Below are 14,676 nucleotides of genomic sequence, written 5' to 3'. Positions count from 1 at the left end.
CCGGTCCGGCGCCGGTCAGCAGACCCAGTCGACGGACTGCCCGTTGGAGCCGATCACCTCGTTGCCGAGGGTGAGCGTCGCGCCGACCTGGATGCAGACCCAGGACGGGGCGTAGAACTGCAGCCCGTAGCTCCAGCCGTGGTAGACGTCGACGGTGGTGTCCGAGGCGTACTCCAGCGACCCACCTTCCGGGGCGTGTACTCGCGGACGGATCATGATCTTCGTGGCCGCGGCGCCGTTGACGTAGTTGTTCACTCGTACCCAGTTGGTCTGGCACGCCGTGGAGTAGCGCACCTCCATGACACCGTTCACCACGCCGGTGACCGGGTGCTGGAGTTGCTTCGACCAGATGGTGATGGCGGTTGCCGAGCAGCCCGTCTGGGCGGGGTCGGTGTAGTCGTACTGGCCGCCGGGCGGTGCCGCCTGGGCGGGTTGGACCGGAGCCAGGGCCAGCCCGGCGGTGAGGGCCACCGCCGCGACGACGCGCGAGACGCTCCTGCTCATGGGCGAGGACTCCTCTAAACAGAGACTGACATGTCTGGTTTCCGTCTGTCCGGTGTGGTAGGACCCGGGTGAGCAGACGGGTGTTCAGCACCGCACCACGTAGCTGTAGCTGTAGTTCCAGGTCAGGGAGGTGAGCGAGTACCACTCCCCGTGCCAGTACCGGATCGTGGCGGTCGGGGTGAGCCCCGTGGTGGGAACCCATCGTTGCCCGACGTACCGTTCGGTGCTCGCCATCACCGGTGACGAGATGTCGGTGTAGCGGGTGCAGTAGATGCTGCTGGCGGAGACGCTGGTGGTCGTGAGCTCCGTGCTGGAGACCAGCAGGTTCGCTGAGTTGCACTCGGCGACCAGGCTGTGCTGGTAGTACAGGATCGACGACCCGCCCGATGGCCGCTGCGCCATCCAGTACCGGTAGGTGAAGGGCCCGTTGCTCCGGGCCCCGATGAATGTCCAGGTCGTACCGGTGGTGACGGGGCCGACGATCGGATCCGGATCGAAGAAGCCGCTGGAGGTACAGAACGGGAGGGTCAGCACGCTGGGCCCGGCGGACACGGGTGCCGCCGCCACCGTGGGCGCGGCGAGACCCAGGAGCAACCCGAGGATCAGGAGCAGGGCCGGTGGACGACGGCGGAAGCGGGAAGCGAACAGGGTGTGGTGGGGGGACATGGACCACCTCCATGACGGGGTCGCCGGCCGGCTTCGGCGCGCACCGGGATCGATATCACGAGGGTAGGGAACATCCGTCTCGGCGGGGCACGCTGACCGTGATCCGACAGTCGGTGTGGTGGGGCCGATCGCCCGGCCTGGTGAGCGGCGAGCCTGGCGGCCTTCGGCCGACGGCCGCGGTGCTCGGTGAGCCACTGCGCGACCGAGGCCGACGTCGACACTGCGGGCAGGTCGGCCTGGGCCGATGGCGAGACCGGCTGGACCGCTCGGCTGGTGGCAGCCAGAAGCATCCACGGCACCCCGTGCCGGTGGCGGTGGTTACGACGTCCGACGACGGGTACTCACGACCATGGCGCGATACACGAAGCCCGAGCTGCGGGAACAGCTCAAGGAAGAGATCCGGGCGTCCGACCGGGGCGGCCGGCCGGGGCAGTGGTCGGCGCGCAAGTCGCAGCTTCTCACCAACGAGTACGAGAAGCGCGGCGGCGGCTTCCAGGGTCCGAAGGACGAGCGCCAGAAGTCCCTCCAGCGTTGGGGCGACCAGAAGTGGCGGACCAGGCAGGGCACCACCCGGGCACGGCATGACGGCGAGACCGACCGCTACCTTCCGGAACAGGCGTGGAAGAAGCTCTCCCCCGAGCAGCAACGGGCCACCGACGTCAAGAAGCGCCGGGGGTCGACCTCCGGCAAGCAGTACGTCGCCAACACCGGGCCGGCCAAGCAGGCCCGCCGCACCGCCGCAGCCGTCCCGCTGAGCGACCTGACGGTCGCCGAGGCGACCCGGCGCGTCCGGGACCTCGACGCCAGGCAACTGCGGGCCGCGCTCCGCACGGAACGCGCCGGCAAGGGCCGCAAGACCCTCATCCAACGCCTGGAGTCGGCGCTCGACCGCCGCTGACCGACCTGCTGGGCAGGCAGCCCTCCACCGGGCGGCAGGTGACCGCCCTCCGGCGTGCCCGACCGGAGGTCTTCCGGCCAGGCCGGCGGTCGACCCCACCGACCGCGCCGAGGTGTACCGGCGGATCGAGCGACGCCTGACCTACGACCGGGAGTCCGAATGTTCGCCACCGGAACAGCCGGTGGCGGACTGGCCCGACGAGCGCGGGGAAGCCGGACTGAGGCGCACGGGCCCGATCGGTGCTGACCGTCCCCTACACCACTGACCTCGGACCGGTCAGGAGTCCCGCCCGGCGAAGGGCCCGTCAGGGGTGAACGCCCGCTTCGCGAAGCGTTCGGCGATGCGGCGGTGGGTGGCGGTGTCCGGGTGGAGTTCGTCGGGCAACGGCAGCTCGGCGTAGTCGGCCTCGCCGTAGAGGTCGAGGCCGTCGAGGTAGTGCAGGTTCGGGTCGTCGCTCGCGCGCTGGGCGGTGATCCGCGCCAGCTCGTCGCGGATGACACCGAGCGTGAGCTTCCCGCTGGCCCGTTCCGCCGGGTCGCCGGTGGCCCGGAAGCGCACCTGCCCGGCGCTGAGGGCGGCGAGGTCGAACGAGCCGGGGCCGGGGGTGTCCTCGTGGATGGGGCAGTGGATGGATGAGACGACCAGCAGCGGCGTGGTGGGATGGCCGTCCCGGATGGTGTCGAGGAAGCCGTGCACGGCCGGGGTGAAGGCGCGCAGCCGCATCACGTCGCTGTTGACCAGGTTGATGCCGATCTCCACGCTGATGAGATCGGCCGGGGTGTCGCGCATGGTGCGGGCGGTGAACGGGTCGAGCAGCGCGCTGCCGCCGAAGCCGAGGTTGACCAGGTCGACGCCGCCGACGGACGCGGCGACAGCAGGCCAGGTGGCGGTGGGGCTGGTGGCGTTGGAGCCCTGGCTGATGGGGCTACCGTGATGCAGCCAGACCCGGCGCCCCCGGTCGGGTACGGGTGCGACGGGGGCGTCGGTGCGCAGGGCGACGAGTTCGGTGGTCTCGTGGTGCGGTAGCCAGATCTCGACGTCCTTCACCCGGTCGGGCAGGCCGGTGAAGCGGACGGTGCCGGGTGGACCGGGTCGGTGCTCGGCGGTCCCGGTGGTCATGTCGATGATCACCGTGTCGCCGCCGGTGACGCTGGCCTGGTCGGTCAGGTGGCCGTCGACGAGCAGGTCGTGGACGCCGCCCGGGCGGGCCGGGACTCCCTGGTAGACGTGCCTGGTGGGCAGCGTGTCCAGCTCGACCGCCGTGGCGCGGGTGCGCAGGGCCACCCGCACGCCGGCGGGCTGCGCCTCCACCATGGCGAGCTGACCGTCGGTGTTCTGCGCCCGGGCCCAGGCGGGCAGCCGGTGCGGCAGCACACCGCGCGCGGTGCGTTGCAGGTCGAGCGCGCCACGAACGAGGTCGGTGGTGATCGGGGTGGTGATCCAGGTGGAGGTCATGTTCTCTGTCCATCGATCGACAGGGGGTGGTCGCGCCCGGCGGTGACGGGCCGGCCGGCCGGTTACAGCCAGTCGTGTTCGCGAGCGTAGCGGGCCGCTTCGTGGCGGGTCCGGGTCTGGGTCTTGCGCATCGCGTTGGAGAGGTAGTTGCGCACGGTGCCCGGGGCGAGATGCAGCCGGGCGGCGATGTCGGCCACCGAGTAGCCCTCGCCGGTGACCCGCAGCACGTCGGCTTCGCGGTCGGTGAGGGGGCAGTCCTCGGTGACGGCGAGCGCGGAGACGTCCGGGTCGATCCAGCGCTTGCCCGCGTGCAGGGTGGCGATGACCTCGGTGATGTGCGCCGGCTCGGCGGACTTGCTGACGAAACCCTGGACGCCGAGCCGCAACGCCTTGCGCAGCACGCCCGGACGGGCGTGCCGGGTGAGCATGAGGATCACCTGCTCCGGGCGCACGCGGCGGATCTCGGCGACGGCGGTGAGCCCGTCCACGCCCGGCATCTCCAGGTCGATGACCAGCACGTCGGGCCGGTGCCGCAGGGTGGCTTCGACGGCCGACTCGCCGTCGGACGCCTCGGCCAGGACAATGATGTCGCCCTCCATGGGCAGCAGCGCGGCCATGGCCGTCCGCAGCAGCGCCTCGTCGTCGGCGAGCACGATGGTGGTCATCGGGCGTCCTCCCCCGAGGCGGTCGGGGCCGCGTGGGCACGAGCGGGTGGGAAGGCCGCAGCCGTCAGGAACCGCTCGTCCGACTGCTCCACAATCAGCTCACCCCCGTCACCCGTTACCCGTTGCCGCAGCGCCGCCAGTCCCCGCAGCTCGGGCAGCGTGCCGGCGGTCACACCGTCGTTGACGATGGTGATACCCGCCCCGGTGAGGGTGATCTGCACCTGGGTGGCCTGCGCGTGGCGCAGGATGTTGGTGGTCGTCTCCCGCAGCACCTGCCCGAGCAGTTCGCTGCTGCGGGCGTCGGCCTCGGCCTCCCGGGTCACCCGGACCCGGATGCCGGCGGCCTCGAACAGGTTCTTCGCGTTCTCGACCTCGGCGGTGAGGTTGAGCCGCCGTTGGGCGTACGCGAGTTCCTTGGTCTGCGCGATGGTGTCGCTGACCAGGGCGTACGTCTCACGGAGTTCCTTCTGCGCCCGCGCGGTGTCGCGGTCCAGCAGCCGCTGGGCCAGGGCGATCTTCAGCTTGACCACGTGCAGGGTGTGGCCCTGGATGTCGTGCAGGTCGCTGGCGAACCGGACGCGCTCCCGCATCACGGCCAGCTCGGCCTCGCGCTCGCGGGTCTGTTCGAGTTCCCGGATGAGGTCGAAGAACCGCTCCCCCGCCACCGTCAGGGCGGTCACCACGACGGTGAGGACGGTTGGAATGAGGACGTAGAGCCCCAGGACACCGCCGAGGTCGTCCCGCTGCACCAGCAGCCGCGTGGCGCCGATCACGGCGACGAAGCCGAACAACCCGGCCATCGCCAGGGCGCGCCGCCGCCGCACCTCGCGCAGGGCGAGCGATCCCACGGCGCAGATACCCCAGTACGCGTTGGGGCTGCCGGTCACCAGGACCCCCACCGGCCATACCGCTCCCGCCACGACGACGCAGGGCAGCGCGAACCGGGCGAGGTCGTTGGCCGTCCACCGTTCGAAGGCGACCAGGGCGGCCACCGCCCCCGGCGCCAGGACGACGACGTGCCACCAGACACGCGCGTCCATGTAGACCAGGACCACGGCGGCGAACACCACCGGCGGCAGTGAGGTGGCGAGGTTGAGCCGGCGCAGCCTCTTCTGTGTCGACGCGGTGAAGCGTGGCGCTGGTGCGGTCACCATCCCAGTATCCGGCAGCCCGCGGCCCCGACCAGTGACACCACGTCACATACGGTCGTGACACCGCGCCACTGACGGGCCGGGGCGTGTCCGCGCTGTCATGGGTACATGTCCACCACACCCGTCATCACCGTCGACCGGCTGAACCTCACCTACGGCGACTTCCACGCCGTCCGGGACCTCACCTTCGAGGTACGGCCCGGGGAGCTCTACGCGCTGCTGGGCACCAACGGAGCCGGGAAGACCTCGACCCTGGAGGTCGTCGAGGGACACCGGAAGCCGACCTCCGGCACCGTACGCGTCTTCGGACACAGCCCGCAGGACCGCCGCGCGGTCCGTCCCCGGATGGGCGTGATGCTCCAGGAGAGCGGATTCTCCCCGGACCTCACGGTCCGTGAGTCCGTCGGCCTGATCGGCCGGCTCAGCGGACGCACGGACGACGTCGGCCGGGTGCTCGACGTCGTCGACCTGACCGGGCGGGCGGGACGGCGGGTGTCCCAGCTCTCCGGCGGCGAGAAGCGGCGGCTGGACTTCGCCACCGCCGTCTACGGCACCCCGGAACTGATCTTCCTCGACGAGCCGACCACCGGCCTGGACATCCAGTCCCGCGACGCCGTCTGGGCGACGGTGGACCGGCTGCGCGAGGACGGGGCCACCATCGTGCTCACCACGCACTACCTGGAAGAGGCGCAGCAGCGTGCCGACCGGATCGGGCTCATGCACCAGGGCAGCCTCCAGCGTGAGGGCACCGTGTCCGAGTTGACCCGCACCCTGCCGGCCGTGATCCGGTTCTCCCTCGCGGCACCGGTGCCGGCGCTGCCGCTGCCGGCCGCCGTCGACGCCGACGGCAAGGTCGTGATCGAGACCTTCGCCCTGCAGAAGGACCTGCACCTTCTCCTGGGGTGGGCGCAGGAGCACGCGGTGGAGCTGCGGGACCTGGCGGCCGGGTCGACCCGGCTCGACGACGTGTTCCGCGCCATCAGCGCCTGATCCGGTCCCCTGAGAGGAAAGTCGCCATGTTGTCCATCGCGTCCAGCGAACTGATCCAGATCTTCCGTAACCGGCTGGTGCTGGTCACCAGCCTCATCGTCCCGGTGGCCGTCTGCGTGCTCTTCGTCCGCCAGCACGAGACCTTCGCCGCCATCGGCAGCCTCGGCTACATCGCGGCGATCGTGACCTTCACCGTGGCCGCGTTCGGGCTCTACGCCACCGCCGTCACCACCCTGGCCTCCCGACGTCAGAACCTCTTCCTCAAGCGGCTGCGCTCCACCGCGGCCGGCGACGCCCGCATCCTCACCGGCCTGCTGCTGCCCGTCGCCGTGCTCGCCCTGATCCAGGTGGCCGCGATCCTGACGGCCCTGGCCGTGATCGCCGGCGGACCGTCGAACGTCGCCCTGCTGGTGGTGGCGGTCCTCGCGACCGTGGCCATGATGATCGGTCTGGCGCTCGCCACGGCCGGGCTGACGAACTCCCCCGAACACGCCCAGGTCACCACCCTGCCCGTCACCCTCGGCGTGATCGCCGTGGCCAGTTGGGTGGGCATCACCGGCACCGCGGACCTCGCCTGGGTCAAGCGGCTGCTGCCCGGCGGCGCGGCCACCGAGCTGACCAGGAACGCCTGGAACGGGGGCGTCGCCGTGACCGACTCCCTGCTGCTGCTCGCGCCCACCCTGGGCTGGGTCGTCATCGCCGTCGCCCTGGCCACCCGGCTCTTCCGTTGGGAGCCTCGCCGATGAACGCCGAACCCCGCCCGTATCCGGACACTCCGACCCTGGTGGAAGATCTCCTGCTGCTGCTGTTCCAGCCCCGTTCCGGAACCGTCGCGGGAGAGAACACGCTCTTCTACGTCCTCGGCGGAGCCGTCCTCGCCGACCTCGCCCTCGGCGAGCACCTGACCACGACGGGCCGGGGCCGGGTCAGCAGTGTGGCGGGTCACCCACCGTCGGATGGTCTGCTCCGCCCGGCGTGGGACTACCTCGCCGAGAAGCCGAGGGGGGTGCAGACGGTCCTCGCGGCGATCGGCCCCGCCCTGCGTGAGCCGGTACTGGCACGGCTCATCGCGCGAGGCGACATCGACCGGGAGCCGCGCACGGTGCTCGGTCTGTTCCGGACCACGGCCCTGCGGGACGGCCGGACCGCACGACGGGCGCGCCTGCTCGCCGACGTCCGGCAGGTCCTCGTCGACGGCGTGGAGCCGCCGGTCCGGGTCGCCGCGCTCACGGCGCTGCTCTCGGCGAGCGGGACGCTCCCGCAGTTCCACCGCGAGATCCCGTGGACGGCCCCGGTGATCAGCCGGGCCAAGGAACTCGAGCGAGGCGTCTGGGGCGCCGACGCCGCGGCGGCAGCCGTGGCCCGCACCGTGACGGCCGCCGTGGTGAACAGCGCCATCGTGGCCATCACCGTGCTTCCGCGAAGCTAGGGCCATCCGCTGCCGTGAGGAGGCTGCGGCTACTGCGGACCGGTCGTCTCCTGGGTCAGGTCGACCGGCCGCACCTTGAGTTTGGCGGCGATGCGCATCAGCGCGCGTCGGTCGGCGGGGGTGAGCGGGTCGAGCACGTACCGCCGCACCGAACGCACATGGGCGGGCGCGGCGGCGACCACGACGTCGTAGCCGGCGTCGGTGAGCGCGGCGATCGTGTAGCGGCGGTCCACCGGGTCGGGGAACCGTTCGACCCAGCCGCGCTGCTCGAACCGCTTGACGACGTTGGACAGGCGGGACAGCGAGCCGTTGGCCAAATAGGCCAGCTCGCTCATCCGCAGCCGCCGGTCGGGTGCCTCCGACATGTGGCTGAGGGTCAGGTAGTCGAAGAGGGTCAGGCCGGCCACCTGCTGCAGGGGCGTCTCCAGCCGGCCGGGCAGCAGCAGGACCAGCGAGGCCAGTCCGGTCCAGGCGTCCTTCTCGTCCGCCGACAGCCAGAGCGCCTCGTCGGTGCCGTCCCCGTCGGGGCCCGGGGTCGCGGTGGGTGCCATGGCGACACCATACCCAGGCACCCTCACTTCACGGTTGAAGTTATCCGTGCTACCTTCACTTCAAGCATGAAGTCACAGACAGGGGGAGACCATGACCGAGCCACAGTTCTTCGCCACGCCCGGCTACGGACCGTGGATGCTGGAGAACCGGCACTACCAGCAGGCCGTACGGATCGGCGACCGGGTCGACATCTCGGGCCAGGGCGGCTGGGACGACCAGCTGACCTTCCCCGAGTCGCTCGAGGAGGAAATCGTCCGGGCCTTCGACAACGTCGAGCGCACCCTGGCCACGGCCGGGGCCACCTGGCGCGACGTCGTGTCCGTGGACTCCTTCCACGTACCGGAGAATCCCGACTTCATCGGCGACACGCACGCCCAGATCATGATCGAGCAGTTCCGCAAGCGGATGGGTGACCGCTCACCGATCTGGACCATGATCGGCGTCGCGGCGCTGGCCGCGCCGACGATGCACGTCGAGATCCGGGTGACCGCCGTCGTCGGTCGTTCCTGACCGGTCACGAGCACACCTCGGTGACGCGGGATGCGTGCGCCGGGCCGGTTGGCCGCCGGCCCGGCGCACCCGTGTCGGGCCCTCGTCCACCGGCCTTGCCGCCGCAGGACCGGGCGGACGGTGCCGGCGGTCCGGTACGGGCAGTTGGCCCCGGCCGGAAGCAGGATCGTCACGTGTCGGGGCCGGCGGAGCCCGTGGCGCCACGCCGGCGCCCGCGTGGGGCCGGCGCCGGCCACCGCCGGCACGGGTCAGCCCACGCCGATCGCGTACGGCAGGCGTCGGGGCAGCAACGACCGCAGCGCGGCAGCGGCCTTGTCGGAGACCTCGCCCAGGCCGCGCGCGGCGACGTCGACCGGATCGAGTACGCCGTACGCGAGACCGGAGAGTCCGGCCGTGGTGAGGGTGGCCTCCGCACGTGATTCCCGGCCGGGCGTGACGTCGAGCGTCCCACTGCTGCCGTCGAGGAGGTAGCAGCCCGCCAGGTCGGCGTCGTCGACCAGGCGGATCTCCACCTGCCCGGCGCCGCACTCCACACCCTGGAGCGCGTCCACCGTCAGGAGTCGTCCCATCATCGCCGCCCCGTTGGGGAAGGACACCTCGGCCTCGACCCGTGCGCTGAGGCCGGTCGCCCACGTCTCGGGCAGCTCGTCGGCGGTGACGGTGAGCGAGACGTGGGACACCTGGTAGGCGTGCTCGGCGAGGAACTGCAGCAGCAGGGCCCGCCCCGCCGGATGGGTGTAGAGCAGCTCGTCGGCGTCGAGGCGACCGCCGAAGTCGTCGATGCGGTAGGTGAGCGTGCCGACGACCTCGCCGTCGAGCGTGGCGATGGCCAACCACCGGTCCGCGGCGTCGACCATCCGGGCGGCCCGGTAGTCGGGGGTGTAGCAGAAGCCGTGCCGCTGGGTCAACACCTGTCGCTGAAATGCCCGGTAGACGTCGAACCCGTCGCGGATGTTCTGCCAGGACACCGTGCCGGGAAGCCTGGCCCGCAGCAGCGAGGCGAGGCCCTCCGGCGGGAAGGTCACCGTGCGGCGCAGGGGCAGGCTGAGGTAGCCGTGCCGTTCGTAGAACGACGGGTGGGAAGGGTACAGCGTGGCCAGCCGGTGCCCCTGTTCGCGCATGTCGGCGTGCAGGTGACGCAGTACCCGGCTGCCGTGCCCCTGACGGCGGGCCCCGGGGCGGGTGGCGACCCACGCGATGCCGGCCATCGGCATGACGACGGTGCGCAGGTTCTGCCGCATCGGGATCGCCGCCGCGGTGGCGAGCGTGTCGGCACCGTCCTCGACGACCAGGGTGTGGTTGCCCGAGTGGTACGGGAGCAGGGCCCGCAGGTCCTTCCCGTCCGGCGCGGGTGTCGCGTCGAACGCGTACGGGTACAGGGTGAAGGCGGTGCTCAGCCGCTGGTCACCGGAGACGCTACGAATGTGGGTCATGGAATCCCTGTCTTCCGTCTCAGAGCCGGTGACGGCAGCACGGTTCGCCGCGGCGCCCGGCGCGGCCCTGGGCGGCACGGGCTGCCCACCGGTGCCCTGCTGCAATCGGACAGTACCGATGGCGTGTCCGAGGTGTCCACCGTCGTCGATCGTCGGCGGGCCGTAGGCTGCCTGCCGTGGTGACCGTCGACGATGTGCGTGCGCTGGCGCGGACGCTGCCCCGCAGTACGGAGCATCTGATCCGTGACCGGATCAAGTTCAGGGTCGGCTCGGTGGTGTACGTCGCCTTCTCGCGCGACGAGGAGACGATGGGATTCTCCTTTCCGAGGGAGGAGCGCGCCGCCCTCGTCGCGGCCGAGCCTGAGCTGTTCCATCTGCCCGGCCCCGCCGACCTCCGCTTCCAGTGGGTGTGCTGCCGGGTCGCGCGGCTCGACCACGAGTACATGACGGAGCTGGTGACGGGGGCGTGGCGCATGGTGGTGCCGCAATTCCTGGCCCGCCAGCGCCTGGGCGACCGCTCCTGACGGCGCGGCGTCGAAGCGGCGCCGGTTTCGCCGGACCGGGCCAGGAGCTGACGGTCACCTCCGCGCGGTCACCGTGGACACCCAGGCCGACACCACGTCGGCCAGGACGTCCATCGGCAGGGCGCCGGACCCGAGGACCGTGTCGTGGAAGGCGCGCAGGTCGAAGTCGGCCCCGAGACTCCGCTCGGCGTCGGCGCGGACGCGCTGGATCTCCATCCTTCCCACCAGGTACGACAGGGCCTGGCCGGGCATGTCGATGTACCGGTCGGTCTCGCGCTGCGCCTCCGCGTCGTCCATCACGGTGTGGGCCGTCAGGTAGTCGACCGCGTCCTGGCGGCTCCACCCGAACGCGTGCAGTCCGGTGTCCACCACGAGCCGGGCCGTCCGCAGGGAGTCCATCGCCAGCATGCCCAGCCGCATCAGCTGGCTGGTGTAGAGGCCCATCTCGTCGGCGAGGCGTTCGGCGTACAGTCCCCAGCCTTCGACGTACGCGTTGATCCAGGCGAACCGTCGCAGCGCGGGGAGCCCGGACAGCGACTGGGCGACACCGAACTGGATGTGGTGCCCCGGCACCGTCTCGTGGAAGGTGAGGGCCTCGGTGAGGTAGCGGCCCCGGGAGGGGGCGTCGGCGACGTTGACGTAGCAGGTACCCGGTCGGGTGCCGTCCGCGGCCGGCGGCAGGTAGTAGGCGCTGGGCGCGTACGGGTCGGCGGAGGGGTCCACCGCGCACGGGTGGTCCGGTAGCAGCCCGAACCAGCGGTGCGCCTGCTGTTCGGCGTGGGCGGTCGCCGCTCTGGTGGCCGCTACCAGCTCGGCCGCGTCGGACCAGCGCAACAAGGGGTCGTGGCGCAGGCGCGCGCGTACCTGTGCGGGGTCGTCGATCCCGAGTGCCGCGGCTCCCACGGTGGCGTACTCGGCCTCGATCTCCTCGATCTTGTGGCGTCCCAGCTGGTGCAGTTCCTTGGCGGTGGCGCTGGTGGTGCAGTGCATCCGGGTGAGTGCCGCGTAGGTGGCCTCCCCGTCGGGCAGCCAGCACAGGCCGGGCCGGTCGGACGCGCGTCCGTGGGCCAGCACGGTGTCGGCCACCGCGTCGCGGTACGCCGCGAGGGCCGGCCGGACCACGTCGTGGAGCAGGCGGTCACGCCGGGCCGCGGCCGGTTCGCCCAGGGGTGGCCGGCGCAGCGGGTCGGCTGCCGGGTCGGCGAGGTGGTCGTCGAGGCGGGTCAGCGCGTGGCGTACCCGTGCGGCGACCGGGGTGCGGCCCGCGGCGATGGCCTCCTGATGCCGTTGCGCTGCGGCGGTCAGGTACGCCGGGATCCCGGCGAGCCGGTGCAGGTATCCCTCTTCCTGTTCGGCGCCGACCGGCCGGGTCTCGGGCAGGGCGCCCAGCAGGCGTCCGATCGGGGAGCTCTGGTAGTCGGCCAGGCTGATCGCCAGCAGTCCGGCGTCGATGCGGGCCACCACGTCGTCGGCCTGGTGCAGCAGCACCGCCAGGGTCACCGGGTCGTCGACGCGGTCGAGGGCGCGGGCCCGCCGTGCCACGTCGACGGCGCGGGCGCGGAGTTCCTGCTGGGCTTGCGTCCGTGGGTCGCCGAGGAGGTGGCCGATCCCGGGGTATCCCTCCAGCGCGTCGTTGAGGGGATCCTCCGCGGCGATGACGTCGAGGAGTTCGTCGGCCAGGGTGTCCAGGTCGGTCATGCGGTCGCCTCCCCGGTTTGGTCGGCCGCCGGGTGTTCGGTGTCCGGGGCCGCCGGCTGGACCTTGACCTGCACGAGGCGCGTGGCGTCCTGGGCCCGGCGCAACGCCTCCTCGGCGGTCGGGCTGACGACGGTGACCGCTCCGATGCGGTCCCAGGAGCTGCGCAGTTCCCGGATCCGGTCACCGGGCTGCACGCCGAGGTAGCCGCTGACGACACCGGGCGCGGAGGTCATCTCCTCCAGGCCGGCGACGTGCAGTACCTCGCCCGGTTCCCCGTGCAGGAACGCGACGGCGGCGGCCTGTTCGGCGCGGGTCGGCAGCGGGTGCGGCAGCGGCTCACCCCGCAGGAGGGTCCAGAAGGCCCGGACCAGCTCGACCGGGTAGGCCCGTTCGACGAGGTCGATGATGCCGTCGCCGGCGAACCGTCCGGCGCATTCGACCAGGTACGAGACGCCGTCGGTGACGATCCACTCGCAGTGCACGATTCCGGTGCCGAAGCCGACCGCCCGGAGTACCTGCCGGGTCTGGTCCAGCAGCAGCTCGGCGGTGGCGGCGGGCAGGTCGGCGGGGACCACGTGGCCGGCCTCGATCGGTCGGTCACCGGCGAACAGCACCTTGTCGGTGATGTTCGCGAAGACCTGCTCGCCCTTGTCGACGAGCATCTCGACGCTGTACTCGTGTCCGTGGACGTAGCGTTCGACGAGCATGTGCAGCGGGAATCCCCGGTCCGGCACCATCACGCCCTCGTCCTGCAGCACGCACTCCGACCAGGCCTGCTCCACCTGGTCGGGGTGGTCGACGATGCGGGTACCCACCGCCGCCTGGCGGTTGGCCGGCTTCAGCACCACCCGGCCGGGGTGGGCGGACATGAACCGCAGCACGTCCTGGACGCCGGTCACCGTTTCGGATTCGGGGTTGGCGATTCCTGCGGCGGCCGTCACGGTGCGCAGTAGTGCCTTGTTCCGCAGCAGTTCGACGGCACCGAATCCGGCGCCGGGGAGTCCGAAGCGCTCCGCCAGGCGTGCGGCGAACGGCGTCGCGTACTCCTGCAACGGCGCGATGGCGACCGGGTCGAGGTCGGAATGGGTGTTGTAGAAGGCGTCCGCGGCGCCCGCCACCTGGTACTCCCAGGGGATCACCCCCCGGGCGACCGGGGCGTCGCGCACCTTTTCGGCCACGTCGCGCTTGCGGATGACGTCCGGTTCCTCGATGACGATCACCGATCCGGGTGGCTGGAATTCGGCGAGGGACGTGAGCGCGACGGGCACGAATCCCACCATGATGACGGGGCGACTGGTCATAGCATCAGGCTCCTCAGCGCTCGGGCGCGGGTGGCGAGGCGCAGGCCGTCGACGAATACCGCAGCTCGAGGGTGCAGCATTTCGCGCCGCCCCCACCCTTGAGGAGCTCCGACATGTCGACCCCGATCGTCACGAACCCGCGTTTCCTCAGTTGGGCGGCGAGGTCGACGGCGGCGGCCGGTAGGACGACGTGCCGTCCGTCGCTGACCGCGTTGAGTCCGAAGATCTCCGCGTCCGCGCTCGTGGCGATGACAGCGTCCGGATACAGTTCACGGAGGACCGCCTGGCTTCCGGGCGAGAACGCCGCCGGATAGTACATGATTTCGTCGTCGTCGAGCACCGCCAGCGCGGTGTCGAGATGGTAGTAGCGCGGATCGGTGAGGTGCAGACCGATCACCGGCAGCCCGAGGATTTCCTGCGTCTCGTGGTGGGCGAGCGGATCGGTCCGGAAGCCGAAGCCGGCCAGAATCCGCCGGCCGACGAGCAGGAAGTCACCCTCGCCCTCGTTGATCCGGTCGGCCTGGTGTACGACCGGATATCCGCGCGCCGCGAACCAGCGCAGATAGGCGTCGGATTCGGCCGCACGTTGCGCGTGCCGGAATCGCGCGACGACGACGGTGCCGTCGTGGAGAAGCGCACCGTTGGCGGTGTAGACCATGTCCGGTAGGCCGGGCACGGGATCGAGTTCGTCGACCCGGTGCCCGAGGTCGAGAAAGATCTGCCGCAGGTTCTCCCACTGGGCCACGGCGACCGCCGTGGCGGTCGGCTTTTCCGGGTGCATCCAGGGGTTGATGGAGTAGGAGACGTCGAAGTGCCCGGGGCGGCACATCAGGTAGTGCCGTGGGCGGGCCACGCGGTGGGGCCCGGTGCCGGCGGCCGGGGACGGGTGCGCCATGGTCT

The 14,676-nt window shown here is 71.4% G+C and carries 16 protein-coding genes; 6 read left to right on the top strand and 10 right to left on the bottom strand.

The window, feature by feature from the left end:
• Positions 1 to 15: 15 nt before the first annotated feature.
• Positions 16 to 504 (bottom strand): DUF2690 domain-containing protein, encoded by a 489-nt coding sequence (locus AWW66_RS08385; RefSeq protein ID WP_067362223.1) that lies wholly within the window; start codon positions 502 to 504, stop codon positions 16 to 18.
• An 84-nt stretch (positions 505 to 588) separates the two neighbouring features.
• Positions 589 to 1,170 carry a hypothetical protein gene (locus AWW66_RS08380; protein ID WP_067362220.1) on the bottom strand — a complete coding sequence of 194 codons (582 nt, stop codon included), beginning with the start codon at positions 1,168 to 1,170 and terminating at the stop codon, positions 589 to 591.
• 349 nt (positions 1,171 to 1,519) lie between these two features.
• On the opposite strand from AWW66_RS08380, the gene AWW66_RS08375 reads away from it, so the two are divergent.
• On the top strand, positions 1,520 to 2,068 hold the full coding sequence (locus AWW66_RS08375; protein ID WP_067362217.1) for a hypothetical protein: 549 nt from the start codon (positions 1,520 to 1,522) through the stop codon (positions 2,066 to 2,068).
• 276 nt (positions 2,069 to 2,344) lie between these two features.
• Here the strand turns inward: AWW66_RS08375 and AWW66_RS08370 are convergent, their stop codons facing one another.
• The 3 genes from AWW66_RS08370 to AWW66_RS08360 all read right to left on the bottom strand — a co-directional run bounded on the left by AWW66_RS08370 (position 2,345) and on the right by AWW66_RS08360 (position 5,342).
• Positions 2,345 to 3,523, bottom strand: coding sequence for an SGNH/GDSL hydrolase family protein (locus AWW66_RS08370; RefSeq protein ID WP_067362215.1), 1,179 nt, complete (start codon positions 3,521 to 3,523; stop codon positions 2,345 to 2,347).
• Between the two features lie 62 nt (positions 3,524 to 3,585).
• The gene (locus tag AWW66_RS08365; RefSeq protein WP_067362212.1) at positions 3,586 to 4,188 is read right to left on the bottom strand and encodes a response regulator transcription factor; all 603 of its coding nucleotides are present in this window, start codon (positions 4,186 to 4,188) and stop codon (positions 3,586 to 3,588) included.
• Positions 4,185 to 5,342, bottom strand: a complete 1,158-nt coding sequence (locus AWW66_RS08360) for a sensor histidine kinase (RefSeq protein WP_067362209.1) — start codon at positions 5,340 to 5,342, stop codon at positions 4,185 to 4,187. Before AWW66_RS08360 ends, AWW66_RS08365 begins: the two co-directional genes overlap by 4 nt.
• Positions 5,343 to 5,447: 105 nt before the next feature.
• Here AWW66_RS08360 and AWW66_RS08355 point away from each other — a divergent pair, with 105 nt between their 5' ends.
• Genes AWW66_RS08355 through AWW66_RS08345 form a run of 3 tightly spaced genes read left to right on the top strand, consistent with a single transcriptional unit; the run spans position 5,448 to position 7,758 of the window.
• A complete protein-coding gene (locus AWW66_RS08355) occupies positions 5,448 to 6,329 on the top strand; it encodes an ABC transporter ATP-binding protein (RefSeq protein WP_067362206.1) in 882 nt (293 codons plus the stop codon).
• Positions 6,330 to 6,355: 26 nt separating this feature from the next.
• Positions 6,356 to 7,075: an ABC transporter permease gene (locus tag AWW66_RS08350; protein ID WP_067362203.1), complete on the top strand. Its 720-nt coding sequence runs from the start codon at positions 6,356 to 6,358 to the stop codon at positions 7,073 to 7,075.
• Positions 7,072 to 7,758, top strand: a complete 687-nt coding sequence (locus AWW66_RS08345; protein WP_067362201.1) for a GOLPH3/VPS74 family protein — start codon at positions 7,072 to 7,074, stop codon at positions 7,756 to 7,758. The genes AWW66_RS08350 and AWW66_RS08345 overlap by 4 nt, the downstream gene beginning before the upstream one ends.
• Before the next feature lie 29 nt (positions 7,759 to 7,787).
• On the opposite strand, the gene AWW66_RS08340 is transcribed toward AWW66_RS08345, so the two are convergent.
• The gene (locus tag AWW66_RS08340; RefSeq protein WP_067362198.1) at positions 7,788 to 8,309 is read right to left on the bottom strand and encodes a MarR family winged helix-turn-helix transcriptional regulator; all 522 of its coding nucleotides are present in this window, start codon (positions 8,307 to 8,309) and stop codon (positions 7,788 to 7,790) included.
• A 91-nt stretch (positions 8,310 to 8,400) separates the two neighbouring features.
• Between AWW66_RS08340 and AWW66_RS08335 the strand changes: the two genes are divergently transcribed.
• Positions 8,401 to 8,820, top strand: coding sequence for a Rid family hydrolase (locus AWW66_RS08335; RefSeq protein ID WP_067362196.1), 420 nt, complete (start codon positions 8,401 to 8,403; stop codon positions 8,818 to 8,820).
• A 248-nt stretch (positions 8,821 to 9,068) separates the two neighbouring features.
• On the opposite strand, the gene AWW66_RS08330 is transcribed toward AWW66_RS08335, so the two are convergent.
• On the bottom strand, positions 9,069 to 10,253 hold the full coding sequence (locus AWW66_RS08330) for a GNAT family N-acetyltransferase (RefSeq protein WP_067362193.1): 1,185 nt from the start codon (positions 10,251 to 10,253) through the stop codon (positions 9,069 to 9,071).
• Between the two features lie 176 nt (positions 10,254 to 10,429).
• Here AWW66_RS08330 and AWW66_RS08325 point away from each other — a divergent pair, with 176 nt between their 5' ends.
• A complete protein-coding gene (locus AWW66_RS08325; protein ID WP_067362189.1) occupies positions 10,430 to 10,777 on the top strand; it encodes an MmcQ/YjbR family DNA-binding protein in 348 nt (115 codons plus the stop codon).
• A 54-nt stretch (positions 10,778 to 10,831) separates the two neighbouring features.
• Here the strand turns inward: AWW66_RS08325 and AWW66_RS08320 are convergent, their stop codons facing one another.
• Genes AWW66_RS08320 through ddaH form a run of 3 tightly spaced genes read right to left on the bottom strand, consistent with a single transcriptional unit; the run spans position 10,832 to position 14,671 of the window.
• Positions 10,832 to 12,475, bottom strand: coding sequence for a DUF885 domain-containing protein (locus AWW66_RS08320; RefSeq protein ID WP_067362185.1), 1,644 nt, complete (start codon positions 12,473 to 12,475; stop codon positions 10,832 to 10,834).
• Positions 12,472 to 13,776 (bottom strand): ATP-grasp domain-containing protein, encoded by a 1,305-nt coding sequence (locus AWW66_RS08315; RefSeq protein ID WP_067362182.1) that lies wholly within the window; start codon positions 13,774 to 13,776, stop codon positions 12,472 to 12,474. The genes AWW66_RS08320 and AWW66_RS08315 overlap by 4 nt, the downstream gene beginning before the upstream one ends.
• Positions 13,777 to 13,789: 13 nt before the next feature.
• Entirely contained in the window at positions 13,790 to 14,671 is an 882-nt protein-coding gene (gene ddaH, locus AWW66_RS08310; RefSeq protein ID WP_067362179.1) for a dimethylargininase, read from the bottom strand.
• Positions 14,672 to 14,676 lie beyond the last annotated feature (5 nt).

It is taken from the genome of Micromonospora rosaria, from assembly GCF_001567585.1.
Classification (GTDB): Bacteria; Actinomycetota; Actinomycetes; order Mycobacteriales; family Micromonosporaceae; genus Micromonospora; species Micromonospora rosaria.
The sequence above is the reverse complement of the archived record's forward strand: the minus strand, read 5'-3'. Positions and strand labels throughout refer to the sequence as shown.